Raw genomic sequence first — 20,196 nt, 5'->3', positions numbered from 1 at the left:
CGGGCGCGGGCGATCGCCGACCGGCCGCCGGCCATCCGCCCACCCCGTGACCGGCGGCTCGCCGGGCTGCTGGCCGAGCTCCGCCGCGTGAGCGCCGAGGTGCCCGACCGCCCGGAGCTGCTCACCGCCCAGGCCCGGCTGGAGGACGCCGTCCGCGCCCGATGCCGCCGCCTGCCGTCCAGCCGTGACGCGGTCGCCGGGTGGGGCTGGCTCGTCCCCGCCCTCGCCGAGACGCTGGGCGACCGGATGCTCGTCGAGTACGTCCGCGTGGGCGCGGACCTCGTCGCGGTGACCCTGGCGAACGGGCGCTGCCGCCGCCGGCCGCTGGGCCCGTACGACCGGGTCCGGGACGACGTGCGGCTGCTGCGCTTCGCCGTCTCCCGGCTGGCCCGTGATCCGGAGAACGCGGCGGCGCGCGCCTCGCTCGAGGCCACCGCCGGCCGCCTCGACGCCCTGCTGCTCGGACCGCCGTCCGTCGGAGAGCGGCCGGTGGTCCTCGCCCCTGTCGGGGCGCTGCACGGCCTGCCGTGGCCCGCGTTGCCGTCTCTGCGGGGCCGGCCGTGCACCGTCGTGCCGTCCGCCGCGGGCTGGTTGCGCGCGATGCGGATGTCTTCGCCCGGCGGGCATGTGGCGTTGATCGCCGGTCCGGGCCTCGCGCACGCGGACGAGGAGATCGGGGCCGTACGCGCGCGGTATCCGGAGGCGCGGGTCCGCGCCGGAGCGGCGGCGACCGCCGAGGCTGCCCGGTCGGTCCTCGACGGCGCCTCCGTCGCCCACGTCGCCGCGCACGGAGTCTTCCGTTCGGGGAACGCCCTGTTCTCCGGCCTTCGCCTGGCCGACGGGCCGTTGTTCACCTACGACCTGGAGCACCTGGAGCGGGCACCGCGCCTGCTGGTGCTGTCCGCCTGCGACGCGGGCCGCGCGGAGATCTACGCGGGCGAGGCGGTCATCGGCATGGTCACCGCCGCCCTCGGCTTCGGCACGGAGACGGTCGTCGCCGCCGTGTCCCCGGTCGGCGACGCCGCCGCCCGCGACCTGATGACCGGCTTTCACGCGCGCCTCACCGCGGGCCTGTCCCCCGCCGAGGCCCTCGCCGCGGCGCCGCGGCCCTCGTCCGCACTCGGCTTCGTCTGCTTCGGCGCGGGCCACACCCGAGCGGGGCTTCCCGTTGCCGCCGAAACTTTCGGTCGTCAGGACGACCAGAAGTCCCGGCGGTAAGGGATCAGCGGGTGCTCTCGGCGCGACGAGCGATCGCGTTGAGGAACTCGAAGCGGATGAGGCCGCTTCCGGCGCGGATGAGCAGCCAGTACCGGCCGAAGGCGCGCCGGCTGGTCCCGTCCGTGGCCCGGATGCGGGTCTCGGTCGCCAGCAGGGTGCCCTCCCCCGCCGGGCTGAGCTGGAACGCCATCGCGGCCTTGGCCCAACCGGGCTCGGCGAAGGAGACGAACCCGGCGGGATCGGTCGTCTCCTTCGGGCCGTACGCGGGGCGGAGCCGCCAGAACTTCGCGACGATTCCGCCCACGGCCTCGCGCCCCTCCTGGCGGCCCAGCTCGTTCGCGGACAGGACCTCTGCCATGGGCCCGGACATGCGGCTGCGGCCGGCCGAGCGGACGCCCATCAGCAGCCGGGTGACGGGGAGCTCGGCCGCGGTGACGGCGTGGAGCGCCGCCCAGACGGCCTCCGGGGACGCCGCGATCCGGCGGGTGTACCGGCTGCGGAAGTCGTACCTCGGGACCAGCCGATCCAGGATCGTCCATCCGGTCGCTCCTTGCGAGAGGGGAGTCGTTCTGTACGCCGCCGTACAGAACTGCCCTCTCCCAAGGTGACCCGATGCCGCGTACCGCCCGCCTGACCCGCGACGACTGGGCCGCCGCAGCGCTCGACGCCCTCGCCGAAGGCGGGCCGAGCGCGGTGGCCGTCGAACCGGTGGCCGCACGCCTGGGCGCGTCGAAGTCGAGCTTCTACTGGCTGTTCGAGAACCGGCAGGCGCTGCTGGAGGCAGCCCTCGAACGCTGGGAACGGCTGCAGACCGAGGCGGTCGTGGCCGGGCTGGCCGAGATCCCCGATCCCGCGGAACGCCTGCGCCGCCTGGTCCATGGGGCGTTCGCGGCGACGGGCGCGGGCGATCTCGCGCTGCGGCTGCTGACCGCCTCCGACGAGCCCGCCGTACGAGCCGTCGCCGCGCGGGTCACCCGCCGGCGGCTCGACGTGATCGAGGCGGCGTTCGCCGAGCTGGGACATCCGCCCGACCTCGCGCGCCACTACGCGATGGTGAGTTACTCCGCGTTCCTGGGCGCCGCCGCGCTGCGGCGCGTCGCCATCTCCCCGGAGGACACCCACGCGTACGTCGACGCCGCACTCGCGCCCTTCGGCATCCCACCGCGGGCACCCTGAGGACGTCTCCGCCCTCCCCCGGCCACGGACCGAATGCTCGGCGACCGGCCTCCCCTTCCGGTACAAATCGCCCATCTCGCGACCTCAGCCCGGGCTTTCACCGAGCGAAGCGGCACGCCTCGCCGTCGTCGTCGGAGGCGGACGGGCCGAAATCGGGGCGATGGCTCGCCCGTCAGTGCGGCGGATCCGAGCGAGGGCCGCTTCGCGGCGGTAGCGTACGGTCCGTGACCGAACGTGTCTTCACGCTCGGGGAGGCTCGAGCGCTGCTTCCCGAGGTGCGCGCGCACATCGACGTGATCGTCGCCGCCCGCGCCGACCTCGCCGAGCTGGCCTTCGACCTGCGATCGGGCCGGCCGTCGCCGCTGGGCGGCACGCCGGAGCTGAAGGCGTACGAGGCGCGCATCGACGAGGCGATCGGGTGGTTCACCATCCAGGGCATCGAGGTGAAGGGCGTCACGCCGGTCCTCGTGGACTTCCCCGCCTTCCTGCGCGGGGAGTCGATCCGGCTGTGCCTGCTGGAGACCGAGTCCGCGCTCACCTGGTACCACCGTGCCGACCTCGGCTTCGCCGGGCGGCGTCCCCTGACGTAGCCGGGGCGCGCCGGGCCGCGGTCCGGGGTCCCGCGCGGGCGCGGAACCCCGGCCGGAAGGGCTACGACCCGGGCTGGTCGCCGGTCTCGACGGAACGGGTGCCGTCGGCGACCCAGTTGGACCACGAGCCGACGTAGAGGGCGGCGGGCACGCCGGCCACCGTCAGCGCGAGGATCTCGTGGGCGGCCGTCACCCCGGAGCCGCAGTAGGCGCCGATCTCGGCGGCGTCCGTGGCGCCCAGCTCGGCGAACCGCTCACGGAGCAGGCCGGCGGGCAGGAAGCGGCCGTCGACCCCGACGTTCCCCGTGGTCGGGGCGCTGACGGCGCCCGGGATGTGCCCGGCGACCGGGTCGACGGGCTCGACCTCACCGCGGTACCGCTCCGGTGCCCGGGCGTCCAGCAGGACACCGCCCTTGGCCAGGGCGGCGGCGCCGTCCGCGTCGAGCGCCGGCAGACCGCCCGGCCGGGCCGTGAAGTCCCCCGGCGCCACCCTCGGTGATTCGGTGGTGACGGGCCGGCCGGCCTCGACCCAGGCGTGGTAGCCGCCGTCGAGGACACGGACGCGCTGGTGCCCGAAGTAGCGGAGGGTCCACCAGGCGCGAGCCGCAGCGGTGGAGTCCGCGTCGTCGTAGACCACGACGAGGCCGTCGTCGCGCACTCCCGCCCGCCGCATCGCGTCCTGAAATGCCTGCCGCTCCGGGAGGGGGTGCCGACCCGCCGGGCCGGGCGGCCCCGCGAGGTCGGCATCGAGGTCGACGAAGACCGCTCCCGGCAGGTGGCCCCGCCGGTACGCCTCGATGCCGGGCGGACCGCCGAGTCGCCAGCGGACGTCGAGCAGGACGACGTCACCACGGAGTTCGCGGACGAGTGACTGGACGTCGATGAGAGGTTGCACGCCGCCAGTCTGACCGTTAATCCCGCCGTCTGCGAGAGGCCGCCCGGCGTTCATCTGAATCTTCGAGGAGACCCCACCCTTCAGGGCGGGCAGGAATCGGGCCCCTGCGGAGCAGGGTGAGGATCAGTCGGGTCGCCGTCGCGGCGATCCGGCGTCCAGTCGCGAAAAACCCGTATGTGGTTACGCACTGACGCTATAGTCCACTGATTGTGACCATCCCCCGTGTGAAGCGTGCGTTCAAGTACCGCTTCCATCCCACCGATGCGCAGGCAGCGGAGCTGTCGCGCACGTTCGGGTGTGTGCGGAAGGTCTACAACCTTGCGCTGGAGGCCCGCAGCGAGGCGTGGCGGTCGCGGCGGGAACGCGTCGGTTACAACGACACCTCGGCGATGCTGACGGCGTGGAAGAAGACCGAGGACCTGGGATTCTTGAACGAGGTGTCCAGCGTTCCGTTGCAGCAGGCGCTGCGGCATCTGCAGACGGCGTTCGCGAATTTCTTCGCCAAGCGGGCGAGGTATCCGCGGTTCAAGGCGAAGAAGAAGTCTCGCAAGTCCGCCGAATACACGACCAGCGGATTCCGGTTCCGGGAGGGGGCACTCACCCTCGCCAAGATGACCGAACCGCTGAACATCGTCTGGTCCCGGCCGCTGCCGGAAGGGGCGAGGCCGTCGACGGTGACGGTGTCCCAGGGTGCGGCCGGTCGCTGGTTCGTCTCCCTGCTGTGCGAAGACCCCGGCATCCAGCCGCTGCCTGCGAACGGTGACGCGGTCGGGGCAGATGCCGGGCTGGAGCGTCTGCTGACCCTGTCCACCGGGGAGAAGATCACCAACCCCCGGCACGAACACCGTGACCGGGCCTTGGCCCGGGCGCAGCGGGAACTGTCCCGCAAGGCCAAAGGGGATGGGGCCAACCGGGCCAAGGCCCGGCGTAAGGTCGCCCGGATCCACGCCCGGATCACCGATCGGCGCCGCGACGGTCTGCACAAGCTCACCACTCGACTCGTCCGCGAGAACCAAGTGGTCGTGATCGAGGACCTGACCGTCAAGAACATGCTGAAGAACCATGCACTGGCCCGCGCCATCTCCGACGCCGCATGGAGTGAGTTCCGCAGCATGCTGGAATACAACGCCAAATGGTACGGCCGGCAGGTGATCGTGGTCGACCGCTGGTTCCCCTCCTCCAAACTGTGCTCGGCCTGCGGCACCGTGGCCGACACGATGCCGCTGGACGTCCGCACTTGGACGTGTGGCTGCGGCACGACCCATGACCGGGACGTGAACGCAGCGAAGAATCTTCTGGCCGCCGGGCTGGCGGTATCGGCCTGTGGAGCTGCGGTAAGACCTCGGCCGGGACTCTTCCCGGTCGGGGCTGTCGGCCTTGAAGCAGGAAGCCCTGCGGTGTGATCCGCAGGAATCCCCCTCGTTCACGAGGGGGAGGAAGTCAACCCGGATCCTCGTGGGACAGCAACGGAACAAGTTGCTCGGCGGCGACCAGCGAGCCGTGCATGCCGACGATGCTGGACTCCAGCGGTTCCGCCTCGGTCGCGACGATGGCCACGTCGGCGTACGGGATGGCGAGGACGTCGCCGATGCGCGGGGCCAGGGCCGCCTCGACCGGCCCGAACAGGCCCTCGTCGATCGCCTCCTCCCGGGACAGCACCCACGCCTGACCCGCGAGGCGCTCCCGCCAGGCGGCGAGCACGTCGGCGGCGGCCCCGGGCTCGGCGTACACGTGCCGGGCCCGCGCCTCACCGCCCAGCAGGGCCACGCCCTGCCGCAACCCGGCCTCGGCGTCGACGTCGACCCGGTCCGCGGGGTCGGTCATGCCGTGGTCCGCGGTGACGTACAGGGCGGCGTCCGGCGGCATCACCTCGGCCAGCCGCCGCGCCAGCAGGTCGACGAAGCCCAGGTGGTGGCGCCAGGCCGCCGACCGTGACCCGTTGATGTGCCCGATGGCGTCGAGGTCACCGTGGTAGACGGTGACCAGGGCGCGCTCGCCCTCGCGGACGGCCTGCTCGGTGCGGGCGACGAGCAGGCCGAGCAGGTCCGCGGGGAGATACCGCGCCCCGCGGTAGGCCGAGCGGGTCAGCCCGCTGTTCCGGAAGGCGCTCGCCGAGACGTGCCCCGTCGCCACGCCCGCGGCGGCGGCCCGCTCGTAGATCGTGGGCGCGGGCTGCCAGGTCAGCGGGTCGATCCCGGCGCTCCAGCGCAGGCAGTTGTGCAGCCGCCCCTCCCCCGGGACGGCGACCTGGTAGCCGAACATGCCGTGCCCGCCCGGCGGCCGGCCGGTGCCCAGCGAGGTGACGCTGGTCGCGGTCGTCGACGGGAAGCCGGCGGTCAGCGGCCGGCCCGGCAGCGCGGAGAGGTACGGCGCGGCGCCGGTGTGCGCGCGCAGCAGCTCCCAGCCGAGGCCGTCGATCAGGAGCACACAGGCGCGCGGCAGGTCGGGCAGGCCCAGGACGTTCGCCTCGCCCGGCACGCCCAGTGCGGCCAGCACGGAGGACCCCAGATCGGCCAGCGACTCCCGGCCGTACGCCGGAACGGGCAGTCTCATCGGCCCTGCGCGGACGTGACCTCCGACAGCGCCTGCGCGAACGCGAGAACCTGCTCGACGGCGTCGGCGCCGTCCGCGGCCTCGCTCACCCGCAGCGACAGGTCGTCGGCCGTGAGCGTGCCGGTGTAGCCGTGGTCGGCCTCACAGGACTCGTCACCGCAGGACGCCGGCTCGAGATCGATGTGGGCGATCACGCCCCAGCCGATGGTCAGCATCACCTCGGTCGGCGGCACACCGGGGACGTACGACGCGGGCTCCGGCACGACACGCGTCACCGCGACCGACTGGACCCGGCCCAGGCGCACCGCCTCCGTCGTCGTGGAGGCGTGCGGGTGCGGCACCGACTCGGTCGGCGGGTGCTCGTCGGTGTGACAGACCAGCAGACGCGTCGGCGACAGCACCAGCACGGTGACGTGCCGCCGGACCTCCATCGCCGGGTCGAACGTCGCCTCATGATGGACGACGTAGGAGATGACGGTCTCAGTGCCCAGAAGCGACTCGACCGCGTCTGCGACGAGCGCCGGGTAGTAGCCGCTCCGCTCGATCGCGGTGCGCAGCCCCTGAGCCATCGCTCGGGTTTCCCTCATGGCTCCCATCCTGCACTGCCCGGGCGTCACACGCACACCCACGGGTCGCGATCTGTGCATGACCGGGCGGAGCGAGGGAATCGTGGAGGTGCTTCCCCGATGGAGGAGGAACCATGAGCGAGCGGATCGGAAGCGCAGCGCCTCTGGTCACTTCTCCGACGAAGGAGGAACCATGACCCGACCGCCGACCCCTCCGCCCCAGCCGGAACCGCCCACGCCACAGCCGCCGATACCGGCTCCCGAGCCGCCGGTCCCGCCGCCGGAGCCACCGCCGGGACGGCCCACCCCACGGCCGATCCCCGAACCCGACCCCAGCCCGATCCCGCCGATGCCGGACCCGATCCCCCCGCCCCAACCCACCGAGCCCGCCTGACCGCGAGACCGCCCGCCCGGAGAGGCCGTACCGATTGCTCGGAGAAGAGCCCACGCCAGCGGCGAATCGTTGGCATCCGTCCTCTTCGGCGGCGCGGTAACCGAGCTCCCGGTCAGCCGTGGAGGAGCCCGGGTCCCGGCGGGGTCCCGGTCAGGAGGGTCTGAGGCGGCGGACGTGGTCGATGCGCGGGCCCGGGGGTCTGGCCAGCCACAGGCGCGCGGAGCGTACGACGGCGCCGGACGTCCGGGCGGCCACCTCGAGCTCCAGCCGCGCGACCTCCGGCAGGTCGTCGGACAGCCGGGAGGCCCGGAGCAGCAGGTGCTCCAGGGCCGCCACGTCGACGGGTTCGGCGCCCCGGTGTCCCAGGAGCAGCGGCGCGGCGCGGATCGCGCGGACCAGCCCGGCCGCCTCGACGTCGGTCAGCGGCGCCAGCCGGTACGCGCGGTCCTCGAGCAGCTCGGCGGTCGGATCGGCGAGCCCGAACGACACGATCGCCCCGAACGACGGGTCCTCGGCCGTCCTGATCTGGGTGACGACCCCTGCGCCCCCCGCCTCGGCACCGTCGGCGGGCTCGATGCCGTAGCAGGCGAGCAGTTCGGCGGTCCGCTCCGGGTCGAGTTCCCGCCGCTCCACCGGTGCGGGATCCGCGGCGCTGCCGGGTGGGGCGGCGAGGAGTTCCTCGATCAGCGTTCGGGCGCGGTCCCGGTCGACGCCGGGCAGGTCGGGCACCCGGCCCGGCGGGCGACGGCGCCGCTCGGCGTACCGGACGGCGTACGCCAGGGCCCGGACGGCGTCCTCGGGCGCCGGATAGGACGGCACGCTGCCGTGCAGCAGGCCGCGCTCGCCGAGATAGGTGGCGATGACCGGCTTGGCGGCGCCCTCCGCCTGCCGGACGATCGCGGCCGCCACCTCCGGGTCCAGACCGCCGCGTACCGGTGGCGCGAACACCGTGACCACCGCGTCGGCCGCCTCGTCGGCCAGGATCTCGGCCAGCGCGGCCTCGAACTCCGCCGGGCCGGCCGCGGGGCCGAGCTCCACCGGCGGCAGCGGGTCGAGGTCGGCCGCGGTGGCGGCGTCCTGGGCGAGCAGGCCGATGGAGTTGGAGTTGCCGACGATGGCGACGCGGCGGCCGGTCGGCAGAGGCTGGTAGGCCAGGATCTGCGCGACGTCGAACAGGTCGCCGAGCGTGTCGACCCGTACGACGCCGGCCTGCGCGAACAGTGCGCTGACGGCGTGGTCGGGCAGGCTCAGCGCCCGCGCCGCGTGGCCGAGCGGCACGCCCTGGGTCGTACGCCCGCTCTTGACGGCGACGATCGGTTTCGCCCGGCTGATGCGCCGCGCCAGGCGGGTGAACTTGCGCGGGTTCCCGATCGACTCCAGGTAAAGGAGGATCACCTCGGTGGCCGGGTCCTCCTCCCAGTACTGCATCAGGTCGTTGCCGGACACGTCGGCGCGGTTGCCCGCCGAGACGAACGTCGACAGGCCCAGTCCGCGCTCGGCGGCCCAGCGCAGGATCGTGATCCCCAGCGCGCCGGACTGGGAGAAGAAGCCGACCGGTCCGCGCCCCGGCAGGGTCGGGGCGAGCGTGGCGTTCAGCCGCACGGCCGGGTCGCTGTTGGCGATGCCGAGGCAGTTCGGCCCGACGACGCGCATGCCGTTCGCCCGCGCGAGGCGTACGAGGTCGTCCTGGCGGGCGCGGCCCTCGGGCCCGGCCTCGCCGAACCCGGAGGAGACGACGACCAGCCCGTGCACGCCCTTGGCCGCGCACTGCGCCACGACCTCGTTGACGTGCTCGCCGGGCACCGCGACGACGGCCAGGTCGACCGGGTCGGGGATCGCCGCGACCGTCGGATGGGCGCGGACGCCCGCCACCGCCGGCGCCGTCGGGTTCACCGGGAACACCGGCCCGGTGAAGTCGCCGCCGAGCAGGTTGCGCAGGACCGTCTGGCCGACGCTGCGCGCCTCCCGGCTGGCGCCGATCACCGCGACCGAGCGGGGGAACAGGAGCCGCTCGATCGACCGGGACTCCGCGCGGTGCTCGCGGGCGGCCATGACCTCACGGGACGTCTCGGTCGGCTCCAGGTCGAGGGTCAACCGGATCACGCCGTCCTCGAAGCGCTGCTGGGCCTCGTAGCCGGCCGCCCGGAACACGGTGGTCATCCGGCGGTTCTCCGGCAGGACGTCCGCGATGAACCGCCGGATGCCGCGTTCGCGGGCCGCGGCCGCGATGTGCTCCAGCAGCACGGCGCCCAGGCCGCGGCCCTGCTGGGCGTCCTCGACCAGGAAGGCGACCTCGGCGGTGCCGGCGGATTCGGCCGTCGCGGCGGTGTACCCCGTGACGGCCGCGCGCCAGATGTCCCCGCCGGGCCCGTCGGGCCCCGCCGAACCGTCGCCGGCGCCACCGGGCGCGTCCGGCCGGCGGCCGAGGCGGTCGTAGCGCACCACCGCGATCATCGCGTCTCCGATGGTCGCGATCAGCGCCACCCGGTCGACGTAGTCGACGGTCGTGAAGTGCTCGATCTCACGGTCCGAGAGTTGCGGCCGCGGTGAGAAGAAACGGTAGTAGATCGATTCGGGCGAGAGCCGGGCGTAGAACTCGCGCAGCAGCTCGGCGTCACCGGCCCTGATCGGGCGCAGGTGCGCCGTCCCGCCGTCGGCGAGGACGACGTCGGCCTCCCAGTGATCGGGGTACGGCACACGTCGAGAGTATGGGAGATCCCGATTTCGCGCCGGTTCGGGACCCACCCGGGTAGCGGGAGCTGTTAGGTTTTTCTCCGGGTCACGCAGGCAGGCCGTCGTTCGGGGCGCGGCAGCCGCAGGGAACAAGGTGGGTGACGTCATGACGCGCGTGGTCGTGGTCGGCGATCTGATGACCGATGCCGTCGCGCGAGCCGCCTTCCCGCTGGCGAAAGGCGGCGACACGCCGGCCAACGTGTCGATGCACGGCGGCGGCTCGGGTGCCAACGTCGCGGCCTGGCTGGCGGTCGAGGGCGTCGAGTCCGGGTTCATCGGGCGGCGCGGGGCCGACATCGCCGGCCGTAACCGCGACATGGAGCTGATGGGCTACGGCGTCGACGCCCGGCTCGTCATGGACCCGGAGCGCCCCACCGGCACATGTGTGGTCATGGTCACCCACAAGGGCGACCGGACGATGCTGTCCGACCCCGGCGCGAACGCCGCACTGCTCCCCGACGACATCCCGCAGGATCTCTTCGGTCCCGGCGCGCATCTGCACATCTCCGGTTACTCCCTGCTCAACGAGGGGTCCCGGCAGGCCGCCCTGCACGCCATGAACCTGGCGCAGAAGGCCCAGATGTCCATCACCGTGGACGGCGGCGCCAACTCCCACCTCAAGCGGGCCGGCGCCGAGCCGTTCCTCGAGTGGACCCAGGGCGCCGGGCTGCTGTTCGTCAACGCCTCCCAGGCCGAGGTGCTCACCGGCCGCGACAACCCGGAGCAGGCGGCCAAGGTCCTGACCGCCTGGTACGCCCAGGTCGTCGTCAAGATGGAGGCCGAGGGCGCGCTGTGGTTCAGCAACGGCCGCGGCGCCGAGCCGGTCCGGGTGCCCGCCGAGCCGGTCGACGAGATCGTCGACGGCACCGGTGCGGGTGACGCCTTCATCGCCGGGTTCCTGCCGGGCTGGCTGGACGGCAAGCCGCCCGCCGAGGCCCTCGCGAACGGCTGCCGCCTCGCCGCGCGGGCCATCAGCCACCTCGGCGCTCGCCCCATCCTCTGACGCCCCGGCGGACCGCCGTACGGGGCCGACCACGCCCCGACGCCTGTTCCCCGCCACGCCACGCCAGGCAGAGCCGGGTACGACCGACCGCGCCTCGACGCCCGGCGATCCGCCGACGCGCCCGGCGGCCGTACGCGCCGGCGACGCCCCGGCAGCCGTACGGCCGACCACGTCGGGACGTCCGTTCCCCGCCCCCGCCACGCCAGGCAGAGCCGGATACGGCCGACCACGTCTCCAGGCCCAGCGATCCGCCGGTTCGCCCGGCGGGTGTGCGCGCCGGCGACGCACCGCGCCGTCCGGCGCGGGGCCGGGGCCACGGTCAGGCGACGGTGGCGAGGACCAGGGGGAGCACGGCGGGAGCGCCGGTCTCGCGAAGGAGCCGGGTCACGACCGTCATGGTCCAGCCGGTGTCGACCTGATCGTCGACCAGCAGCACCGGGCCGGTCAGGGAGCGCACGGAGTCGGGGACGGCGAAGGCGTTCCACAGCGCGCGGACCCGCTGGGCGCTGTTGTGGCGGCGCGGACCGGGTCCGCCGTCGGCGTACGCGACCTCACCGAGATAGGGCAGCCGCCCGATCCCGGCGATGCGGCGGGCCAGGTCGGCGATCATCCCCGGCCGGGTGGCCGACGCCATGGCCAGCACGCCCGCGGGCCGGTCCGCCCACTCCCAGGCCGAGAGCACCTTGACCACCGCGCCGAAGACCTCGTCGGGCACCGGGGCGTCGGGGGCGCCCTCGGCCAGCAGGTCGCGCAGCCGGTTGCCCCAGCCGATGTCCGTCAGCCGCCCGAGCGCCCGGCCGGGCTCGGCCTGCAGTTCGGCGGGGATGCGCCCGGAGATGCCCTCGGCCTTCATGCCGGTGGGCCACATCCGCCGTGGTGTCAGCTCCACGCCGGGACGGCTCAGCCGCTCCCGGGCGCGTACGGTCTCCTCTTCGGGGACCTCCGCGGGCAGGTGCCGGCCGGTGCAGTTGTCGCACCGCCCGCACGGCGCGGCCTGCGGATCGTCGAGTTGACGGCGCAGGAACTCCATGCGGCAGGACTCGGTGGTCAGGTAGTCGAGCATGGCCCGCTGCTCGCGGGACCGCTCGGCCGCGACCCGCTCGTAGCGCTCCCGGTCGTACGCCCAGGGCGTGCCGGTCGCGGTCCAGCCGCCCTTGACGCGGCGTACGGCACCGTCGACGTCGAGCACCTTGAGCATCATCTCCAGGCGGCTGCGCCCCAGGTCGACGCGGGTCTCCAGGGCGGCGGTGGACAGCGTGCCCCCCGCCTCCTCCAGCGCGCCCAGCGCCTGGCGCACGACGGGTTCGGGCGGGAAGGCCAGGCCGGCGAAGTACGCCCAGATGTCGCGATCCTCCCTGCCCGGCAGCAGGATCACCTCGGCCCGCTGGACGCCGCGCCCGGCGCGGCCGATCTGCTGGTAGTACGCGACCGGCGACTGCGGGGCGCCCAGATGCACGATGAACCCGAGGTCGGGCTTGTCGAAGCCCATGCCGAGCGCGCTGGTCGCGACGAGCGCCTTCACCTTGTTGTCGAGCAGGTCCTGCTCGGCCTGCAGGCGCTCGGCCTGCTCCGTCTGCCCGGTGTAGGCGGCGACGGCGTACCCGCGGTCGCGCAGGAACCCGGCGACCTCGTGCGCCGCCGCCACGGTGAGCGTGTAGATGATCCCCGAGCCGGGCAGCGCGTCGAGTCGCCCGGCGAGCCAGGCCAGCCGTTGCTCTGCGCCCCGCAACTGGACGACCGCCAGGCTCAGGCTCTCGCGCTCCAGCGGGCCGCGCAGGACGAGTGCCTCTGCCGCCTCCGCGTCGGATCCGCCGGTGAGCTGGTCGGCGACGTCCCGCGTGACCCGTGCGTTGGCGGTCGCGGTGGTGGCCAGGACCGGGATTCCGGCCGGCAGGTCGGCCAGCAGCGTGCGCAGCCGCCGGTAGTCGGGCCGGAAGTCGTGCCCCCAGTCGGAGATGCAGTGCGCCTCGTCGACGACGACCAGGCCGGCTCCGGCCGCCAGGTCGGGCAGGACCTGGTCGCGGAAGTCGGGGTTGTTCAGCCGCTCCGGGCTGACCAGCAGAACGTCGACGGCCCCGGCGCGGACGTCGGCGTAGACCCGCTCCCAGTCCTCGAGGTTGGCCGAGTTGATCGTCGCGGCGTGGATGCCGGCGCGCTCGGCGGCGGCGATCTGGTTGCGCATCAGCGCGAGCAGCGGACTGACGATCACGGTCGGGCCCGCGCCGCGCCGCCGCAGCAGAGCGGTCGCGACGAAGTAGACCGCCGACTTGCCCCACCCGGTGCGCTGCACGACCAGTGCGCGCCGCCGCTCGACGATCAGGGCGCGGATCGCCGCCCACTGGTCCTCGCGCAGCCGGGCGCGGTCGCCGGCGAGCGATCGCAGGCACGCCTCGGCGTCCTCGCGCAGGGCGTCTTCGGAAGGGTCGGGGTGTGCTTCGTCGGCCATGCGCTCCTGCATACCAGGTCCCGCCGACGGCCTGGGCCGGATCGGCGGTGCGGACCCGGAGGATCAGCCGACCTCGTGCAGATCGTCCGAGGACAGGGCGGCGACGTGGTCGTGGCCGGACAGCCGCAGCGTGAGCTCGAGCTCGGCGAGCAGGCAGCGCAGCACGTGCCGGACGCCGTCCTCGCCGTCGAGCGCCAGGCCGTACACGTACGGGCGGCCCAGCAGGACCGCCTTCGCGCCCAGCGCCAGGGCCTTGAACACGTCCGCGCCGGTCCGTACGCCGCTGTCGAACAGCACCTCGATCTGGTCGCCGACCGCGTGCGCGATGATCGGCAGCGTGTCGAGGGCGGCGACGGCGCCGTCGACCTGGCGCCCGCCGTGGTTGGACACGACGATGCCGTCCATGCCCGCGTCCACCGCGCGGCGGGCGTCGTCGGTCGCCTGGATGCCCTTCAGCGCGATCGGGCCGTCCCAGTGCTCGCGCAGGAACTCCAGGTCGTCCCAGGTCAGACCGGGGTTCCCGAAGACGCCGGCCCAGTGGAGGACCGGGTCGTCGCCGGCCTTGGCGGTGAACACCGGGTCGGCGAGGTAGTTCTGGATCCCGATGCGGCGCAGGAACGGCAGGTAGGCGTTGTCGAGGTCGTACGGCCGCCAGGCCAGCGTGAAGGTGTCCAGCGTGACGACGAGGGCGGTGTAGCCCGCGGCCCGCGCCCGCCGCAGGAGGCTGACCGCCAGGTCGCGGTCGCCCGGCCAGTACAGCTGGTACCAGCGGGGACCCGCGACCTCGGCCACCTCCTCCAGGGTGTGCGACGCGGCCGTGCTCAGGACGACCGGCACCCCGAGGGCCCGCGCGGCCCGCGCCGCCGCCAGCTCCCCCTCCGGGTGGACGATGTTCAGCACCCCGACCGGGCCGAGCAGGACCGGGGCGGGCAGGTCCGTGCCGAGCACCCGGGTGGTCAGGTCGCCGCCCGCCGCGCCGCGGAGCATGCGCGGGACGATCCGCCGGCGCCGGAACGCCTCCCGGTTGGCGACCGCGGTGTCCCCGGTGCCCGCCGACCCGGCGACGTAGTCGTACGCCTCACGAGGCAGTTTCTCGCGGGCCAGCGCCTCGAGACGGGTCAGATCGGTCGGCAGCGGTGGCCTGACGTCGTTCAGGCCGTTGAGGTAGATCTCGAACTGGAAGTCGGCGTACATGCGGCGCTCCTCCTGACGACGTGAGATCACGTTATCGGGCTCCGTACGGAGGAAGGCTCCGCTTGGACGGCAGCGGAACGTCGCCGGGGCGCGGCGGACGCGGGGGCCCCGGACGCAGGAGTGCCGGACGCAGGAGTGCCGGACGCAGGAGTGCCGGCGCGTCGCCGGGGCTCCGCGCCGATCGTCATGCCGGCTGCGGTCCCCCGTCGCGCGGAGCCGACCGACCGTCCTGGTCCCGGGCGCGTGAGGCGTCGCCCCACCACCGGAGGACGCGCAGGTGGCGTCCCCGATGCCGCTCCTCGGTGAGGTCGTGCAGCGCTCGCCGGGTCGGCTTACAGCGTTACGGGCCCGTGCGGCCCCTCGGCGTCGTCCCGGCCCACCGCCTCGTGGAAGCGGTGCAGCGCGGCGGTCAGAACCGCGCGGTCGGACGGAGTGAGCCGAGCGAGGATCCGCGCCAGTTCCGCGCGCCGCCACCGCATGACCTGATCGACCAGTCGCCGGCCCGAGGGCGTGAGCGCCAGCGTCACGATGCTGCGGTTGCCCGGATCGTGGCCCCGGGCCACGTGGCCGCTCGCCTGGAGACGATCGGCGAGCCGGGTCACCGACGAGGCGCCCAGACCGAGTTCTCGTGCGACCTTCGACGAAGGCGACGCGCCCAGGTCGGCGAGCACGACGAGCATCCGGAACTGGGCGAGGGACACCCGCCCTTCCAGCAGTTCCAGGCTGCGGACGGTCACGCCGACCAGGTCCTTCGTGGCGGTCTGGAACACGTCGATCTCCGCGTCCAGCGGCGCGCGCGAGGGGTCTGTCACCGGCAAAGTATTGCATATGGCAAGACTTGCTCTGGTCAAGCATCCGGCGACGGACATGCCGAAAGAAAGGGACAGCGGCCAAAGATGTCGTCGGGACCGGCAAGAATGTCCTCATGGCACGACGCGGTACGCAGACCCCTCCCCCGCCGGACTTCGAGGAGAACATCGTCGACGTCGACGTCTCCGAGGAGATGCGGGGCAGTTATCTCGAGTACGCCTACTCGGTCATCTACCAGCGGGCGCTTCCGGACGCGCGCGACGGGCTCAAGCCCGTGCAGCGCCGCATCCTCTACTCGATGAACGAGATGGGCCTGCGCCCCGACCGCGGGCACGTCAAGTGCGCCCGCGTCGTCGGCGAGGTGATGGGCAAGCTGCACCCCCACGGCGACAGCGCGATCTACGACGCGCTCGTCCGCCTCGCCCAGCCGTGGGCGATGCGGATGCGCCTCGTCGACGGGCACGGCAACTTCGGCTCGCTCGGCGGCGACGACTCCCCCGCCGCGATGCGGTACACCGAGGCCCGCATGGCCCGCGAGGCCATGCTCATGGTGGACAGCATCGACGAGGAGACGGTCGAGTTCCGGCCCAACTACGACGGCCAGGAGACCGAGCCCGAGGTCCTTCCCGCCGCGTTCCCGAACCTCCTGGTCAACGGCGCCTCCGGCATCGCGGTCGGGATGGCGACCAACATGGCGCCGCACAACCTCACCGAGGTGATCTCCGCCGCCCGCCATCTGATCGACAACCCCGAGGCGTCGCTCGACGAGCTCATGCGCTTCGTGCCCGGCCCCGACCTGCCCACCGGCGGCAAGATCGTCGGCCTGGAGGGCATCCGCGACGCGTACGAGAGCGGGCGCGGCACGTTCCGCACCCGCGCCACGGCGCACATCGAGCAGGTCACGCCGCGCCGCAAGGGCATCATCGTCACCGAGCTGCCGTACGCCGTCGGCCCGGAGCGCGTCGTCGCCAAGATCAAGGACCTCGTCAACGCGAAGAAGCTGGCCGGCATCGCGGACCTGAAGGACCTCACCGACCGGCAGCAGGGCCTGCGCATCGTCATCGAGATCAAGAACGGCTTCCACCCCGAGGCGGTGCTGGAGGAGCTGTACCGCCTCACCCCGATGGAGGAGACGTTCGGCATCAACAACGTCGCGCTGGTCGACGGCCAGCCGCGCACGCTGGGCCTGCGGGACCTGCTCCAGGTGTACGTCGCCCACCGCATCGAGGTCGTGCGCCGCCGCAGCATGTTCCGCCGCACGAAGCGCCAGGACCGGCTGCACCTGGTCGACGGCCTCGTCATCGCGCTGCTCAACATCGACGAGGTCATCCAGGTCATCCGCGGCAGCGACGACTCCGCCGCCGCCAGGTCGCGGCTGATGGAGGTCTTCGAGCTGTCGGAGATCCAGGCGCAGTACATCCTCGACACGCCGCTGCGCCGCCTCACCAAGTACGACCGGCTGGAGCTGGAGAAGGAGAAGAAGCAGCTCACCAAGGAGATCGCCCAGCTCACCGCGATCCTCGAGTCGGAGAAGAAGCTGCGCAAGGTGGTCTCCGACGAGCTCGCCGAGATCGCCAAGACGTACGGCACGCCGCGCCGCACCGTCCTGCTCGAGTCCTCCGGGGAGACGAAGACCGCCGCGGTGCCGCTGGAGGTCGCCGACGACCCGTGCTTCGTGCTGCTGTCCTCCACCGGCCTGCTCGCCCGTACGATGTCCGCCGAGCCGCTGCCCGCCGACGGGTCCCGCGCGGCGCACGATGTGATCACCTCCGCCGTGCCCGCGACCGCGCGCGGCCAGGTCGGCGCGGTGACCAACACCGGCCGCCTGATCCGGGTGGACGTCATCGACATCCCGGCCGTCCCGCCGACCGCGACGGCGCCGTCGCTGGCCGGGGGCGCGCCGATCAGCGAGTTCGTCGCCCTGGAGAAGGATGAGACGATCGTCGGCCTGGCCTCGCTCGACTCCGGCGGCCTCACCCTCGGCACCGAGCAGGGCGTCGTGAAGCGCGTCGCGCCCGACTATCCGAAGAACGCCGACGAGTTCGAGGTGATCGGTCTCAAGGACGGCGACCGCGTCGTCCGCGCCGTTCACCTGGAATCGGAGGACGACGACCTGGTGTTCATCACCAGCGACGCGCAACTGCTGCGGTTCCCCGCCTCGTCCGTACGCCCGCAGGGCCGCGCCGCCGGCGGCATGGCCGGCATCCGCCTCGGCGCCGACGCCAAGGTGATCTGGTTCGGCGCCTTCGACGGCGCCCGTGAGTCGGTGGTGGTCACGATCGCGGGCAGCTCCACCGCACTGCCCGGCACCCAGACCGGCGCGATCAAGGTGGCCGACTACGCCGACTTCCCGGCGAAGGGCCGGGCGACCGGCGGCGTCCGGGCGCACCGGTTCCTGAAGGGCGAGGACACGCTGCTGTTCGCCTGGGCCGGCCCGGTCCCCGCGAAGGCCGCGGGGATGACCGGCAAGTCGATCGACCTGCCCACCGAGCTCGGCCGCCGGGACGGTTCCGGCGAGAAGCTGCCCACCTCGATCGCCGCGGTCGGCGGCCCCGTCACCCTCGGCGCCGCGGACGCGACCGCCCAGGCGGGCGCCTCGTTTACGGAGGAGACGTCCACGGACGAGGCGGAGCAGCCTCCGTCGGAGTGAGGTCACGCGGATCACTGAAGGGGCGGCCCCGTCACGGGCCGCCCCTCTCTTTCACCGGCCGGCGTCCCGCGCCGCGGGGCGGTCGCCGAGGGAACGCGTCATGCAGACGCGAGGCCACCGGTCGAGGCCGTGCGCGGCCTCCCGCCGGCGGATCGCCCGCAGCGCGGGGCTGAGCTCGGCCTCGGCCAGCCGCCGGAATCCGCACCGCACGTAGTACGGGGCGTTCCACGGAACGTCCTCGAAGGTCGTCAGGGTGAGCGCGGGCGCCCCTTCCGCCTCGGCCCAGGCCGCCACATGGTCCAGGAGTGATCGGCCCACCCCCCGCCGCGCGCTGTCGGGATGCACCGACACCTGCTCGACGTGCACTCCGGCGTCGATGCGGACGGCGACGAGGTACGCCACCGGCCGATCCGCCGGGTCCACCGCGACCCAGGCCGTCCCCGCCTCCTGATACCGGGCGAGCTCGGCGAGCGGGAGCGGCTCGTCCCCCGCGACCTCCGGCATGCCGACGTCGCGGAAACACCGCCCGGCGGCCACCTCGATGTCCTGGAGGATCGGAAGCTCGTCGACACGGGCCAAACGAATGCGCATCCCGCCATCATGGCCCCCGCGGCGGAGACTGGCATCCCACCATCACGGCCGCTCCGATCGAGACGGGCACCCCACCATCACGGCCGCTCCGATCGAGACGGACATCCCGCCATCACGGCCGCCCCCGATGGGGACGGGCATCCGATCATCCGCCCGGCACGGAGGCCTGGCGGGCGAGCCCGCGGTCTCAGCGGCGCAGCGAGCGGCCGCCGTCCCGCTGCGCGGGGATCTTGGGAGGTTGCACGGTCTCCGCGATGGCCGTCAGCAGGTCGGCCGGCCCGCCCATCACCTCCTCGTAGTGCCAGAAGCGCACGATGCGCTCGGCCACCTCGTTCAGCCGGAACTCGTCACCCGAGAAACACCCGGCCGCGGCGAGACGGGTGATGACCGCCGCGTCGTCCGGAAGGTCCGCGGCGTACGCCGCGGCGTCGAGAAGGGCGACCGCGCTTCGCGCGTTCCGCCCGTCATCGCGTGCGTCGGCTCGATTGAGTCGCCACCAGGCGTGACGACGCAGGCATTCAGCGATCATGCGGGAATTCCGCATGCGGCCTCCTTGGAAAGGCATTCAGTCCGACCAATCGCGCACAGTAGTCGACAAAGGACCCACTGTCACCGCCAATGTCAGCCGACGGCCGGAAACACACCGACCCCTTGCCTTTCAATGAGCCCCTGTTGCCGCTGCGCCCCCGGCCGGGCGGATCACTTCGGCGAGGCAAGTCCGTTCCTGTAGGCGTACGTCACCGCCTGCGCCCGGTCGCGTAGCCCCGCCTTGGCGAACAGGTTGTTGATGTGGGTCTTGACGGTCGCCTCGCTGATGAACAGCTCGCGGGCGATCTCCGCGTTCGACTTCCCCTCGGCGATCAGCGCCAGGACCTCCGCCTCGCGCTGGGTCAGGCCGTCCGGCAGGTCGCCCTTCCGGCGGCGCTGTGGTTGTCCCCCGGCGGTGAGCGCGTCGACGAGCCGCCGCTGCACGGACGGGTCCAGCTGCGCCGCCCCGTCCCGGACGGTCGCGATGGCCCGTGCGATCTCCTCCGCACCGGCGTCCTTCGTCAGGTACCCGCGCGCACCCGCCTGCAGGGCGGCGAACACCGACTCGTCGTCGCTGTACGTCGTCAGCACGACGACCTGCACCGCCGGGTGGGCCGCCTTGATCCGCCGCGTGGCCTCCACCCCGTCCACGCGCGGCATCCGCAGGTCCATCAGCACGACCTCCGGTTCGTGCTCGTCGACCAGGCGTACCGCCTCCTCGCCGTCGGCCGCCGACCCGACCACCTCGATGCCCGGCAACAGCCCGAGCAGCAGCACGAGGCCGTCACGCACCACCGTCTGGTCGTCGACCACCAGCACGCGCGTCACGGCCGCGCTCCGAGCGACACC

At 73.3% G+C, this 20,196-nt stretch carries 16 protein-coding genes and 1 pseudogene; 6 read left to right on the top strand and 11 right to left on the bottom strand.

The genetic code is table 11. From position 1 onward, the window contains the following. On the top strand, window positions 1–1,218 hold a 1,218-nt coding region (locus tag AB0K82_RS37715), incomplete at its 5' end, for a CHAT domain-containing protein (protein WP_364406416.1). A gap of 4 nt (window positions 1,219–1,222) precedes the next feature. On the opposite strand, the gene AB0K82_RS37710 is transcribed toward AB0K82_RS37715, so the two are convergent. Then, window positions 1,223–1,576 carry a hypothetical protein gene (locus AB0K82_RS37710; protein ID WP_364406413.1) on the bottom strand — a complete coding sequence of 118 codons (354 nt, stop codon included), beginning with the start codon at window positions 1,574–1,576 and terminating at the stop codon, window positions 1,223–1,225. 254 nt (window positions 1,577–1,830) lie between these two features. On the opposite strand from AB0K82_RS37710, the gene AB0K82_RS37705 reads away from it, so the two are divergent. Further along, window positions 1,831–2,394 carry a TetR/AcrR family transcriptional regulator gene (locus tag AB0K82_RS37705; protein WP_364406410.1) on the top strand — a complete coding sequence of 188 codons (564 nt, stop codon included), beginning with the start codon at window positions 1,831–1,833 and terminating at the stop codon, window positions 2,392–2,394. A 224-nt stretch (window positions 2,395–2,618) separates the two neighbouring features. Continuing rightward, complete coding sequence (locus tag AB0K82_RS37700; protein WP_345363990.1) at window positions 2,619–2,984, top strand: DUF2203 domain-containing protein; 366 nt, start codon at window positions 2,619–2,621, stop codon at window positions 2,982–2,984. 61 nt (window positions 2,985–3,045) lie between these two features. Here AB0K82_RS37700 and AB0K82_RS37695 read toward each other — a convergent pair whose 3' ends face one another. Next, window positions 3,046–3,879 (bottom strand): sulfurtransferase, encoded by an 834-nt coding sequence (locus AB0K82_RS37695; protein WP_364406407.1) that lies wholly within the window; start codon window positions 3,877–3,879, stop codon window positions 3,046–3,048. A 209-nt stretch (window positions 3,880–4,088) separates the two neighbouring features. Here AB0K82_RS37695 and AB0K82_RS37690 point away from each other — a divergent pair. After that, window positions 4,089–5,268, top strand: a pseudogene (locus AB0K82_RS37690) (RNA-guided endonuclease TnpB family protein); the annotation flags it as partial. A gap of 51 nt (window positions 5,269–5,319) precedes the next feature. Here the strand turns inward: AB0K82_RS37690 and AB0K82_RS37685 are convergent. From AB0K82_RS37685 to AB0K82_RS37675, 3 genes are all read right to left on the bottom strand, one after another. After that, window positions 5,320–6,432, bottom strand: coding sequence for a nucleotide pyrophosphatase/phosphodiesterase family protein (locus AB0K82_RS37685; RefSeq protein WP_364406404.1), 1,113 nt, complete (start codon window positions 6,430–6,432; stop codon window positions 5,320–5,322). After that, the gene (locus AB0K82_RS37680) at window positions 6,429–7,019 is read right to left on the bottom strand and encodes a DUF5998 family protein (protein ID WP_345363984.1); all 591 of its coding nucleotides are present in this window, start codon (window positions 7,017–7,019) and stop codon (window positions 6,429–6,431) included. The genes AB0K82_RS37685 and AB0K82_RS37680 overlap by 4 nt, the downstream gene beginning before the upstream one ends. A 523-nt stretch (window positions 7,020–7,542) precedes the next feature. Continuing rightward, complete coding sequence (locus AB0K82_RS37675) at window positions 7,543–10,089, bottom strand: GNAT family N-acetyltransferase (protein ID WP_364406401.1); 2,547 nt, start codon at window positions 10,087–10,089, stop codon at window positions 7,543–7,545. A gap of 142 nt (window positions 10,090–10,231) precedes the next feature. On the opposite strand from AB0K82_RS37675, the gene AB0K82_RS37670 reads away from it, so the two are divergent. Next, the gene (locus tag AB0K82_RS37670; RefSeq protein WP_364406398.1) at window positions 10,232–11,128 is read left to right on the top strand and encodes a sugar kinase; all 897 of its coding nucleotides are present in this window, start codon (window positions 10,232–10,234) and stop codon (window positions 11,126–11,128) included. A gap of 319 nt (window positions 11,129–11,447) precedes the next feature. Here the strand turns inward: AB0K82_RS37670 and AB0K82_RS37665 are convergent, their stop codons facing one another. The 3 genes from AB0K82_RS37665 to AB0K82_RS37655 all read right to left on the bottom strand — a co-directional run bounded on the left by AB0K82_RS37665 (window position 11,448) and on the right by AB0K82_RS37655 (window position 15,580). After that, window positions 11,448–13,574, bottom strand: coding sequence for a RecQ family ATP-dependent DNA helicase (locus AB0K82_RS37665; RefSeq protein ID WP_364406395.1), 2,127 nt, complete (start codon window positions 13,572–13,574; stop codon window positions 11,448–11,450). 63 nt (window positions 13,575–13,637) lie between these two features. Further along, a complete protein-coding gene (locus tag AB0K82_RS37660; protein ID WP_364406392.1) occupies window positions 13,638–14,798 on the bottom strand; it encodes an alpha-hydroxy-acid oxidizing protein in 1,161 nt (386 codons plus the stop codon). 302 nt (window positions 14,799–15,100) lie between these two features. Continuing rightward, a complete protein-coding gene (locus tag AB0K82_RS37655; protein ID WP_364406389.1) occupies window positions 15,101–15,580 on the bottom strand; it encodes a MarR family transcriptional regulator in 480 nt (159 codons plus the stop codon). A 113-nt stretch (window positions 15,581–15,693) separates the two neighbouring features. On the opposite strand from AB0K82_RS37655, the gene AB0K82_RS37650 reads away from it, so the two are divergent. Beyond that, on the top strand, window positions 15,694–18,228 hold the full coding sequence (locus AB0K82_RS37650) for a DNA topoisomerase IV subunit A (RefSeq protein WP_364406386.1): 2,535 nt from the start codon (window positions 15,694–15,696) through the stop codon (window positions 18,226–18,228). A 51-nt stretch (window positions 18,229–18,279) separates the two neighbouring features. Here the strand turns inward: AB0K82_RS37650 and AB0K82_RS37645 are convergent, their stop codons facing one another. From AB0K82_RS37645 to AB0K82_RS37635, 3 genes are all read right to left on the bottom strand, one after another. Next, window positions 18,280–18,819 carry a GNAT family N-acetyltransferase gene (locus AB0K82_RS37645; RefSeq protein WP_364406383.1) on the bottom strand — a complete coding sequence of 180 codons (540 nt, stop codon included), beginning with the start codon at window positions 18,817–18,819 and terminating at the stop codon, window positions 18,280–18,282. Between the two features lie 187 nt (window positions 18,820–19,006). Continuing rightward, the gene (locus tag AB0K82_RS37640) at window positions 19,007–19,363 is read right to left on the bottom strand and encodes a hypothetical protein (RefSeq protein ID WP_252778589.1); all 357 of its coding nucleotides are present in this window, start codon (window positions 19,361–19,363) and stop codon (window positions 19,007–19,009) included. 155 nt (window positions 19,364–19,518) lie between these two features. Further along, window positions 19,519–20,175, bottom strand: a complete 657-nt coding sequence (locus tag AB0K82_RS37635; RefSeq protein WP_364406380.1) for a response regulator transcription factor — start codon at window positions 20,173–20,175, stop codon at window positions 19,519–19,521. Window positions 20,176–20,196 lie beyond the last annotated feature (21 nt).

This window comes from Actinoallomurus sp. NPDC052274, from assembly GCF_040679475.1.
GTDB classification, from domain to species: Bacteria; Actinomycetota; Actinomycetes; order Streptosporangiales; family Streptosporangiaceae; genus Actinoallomurus; species Actinoallomurus liliacearum.
This window is presented reverse-complemented; position numbering and strand designations above follow the sequence as displayed.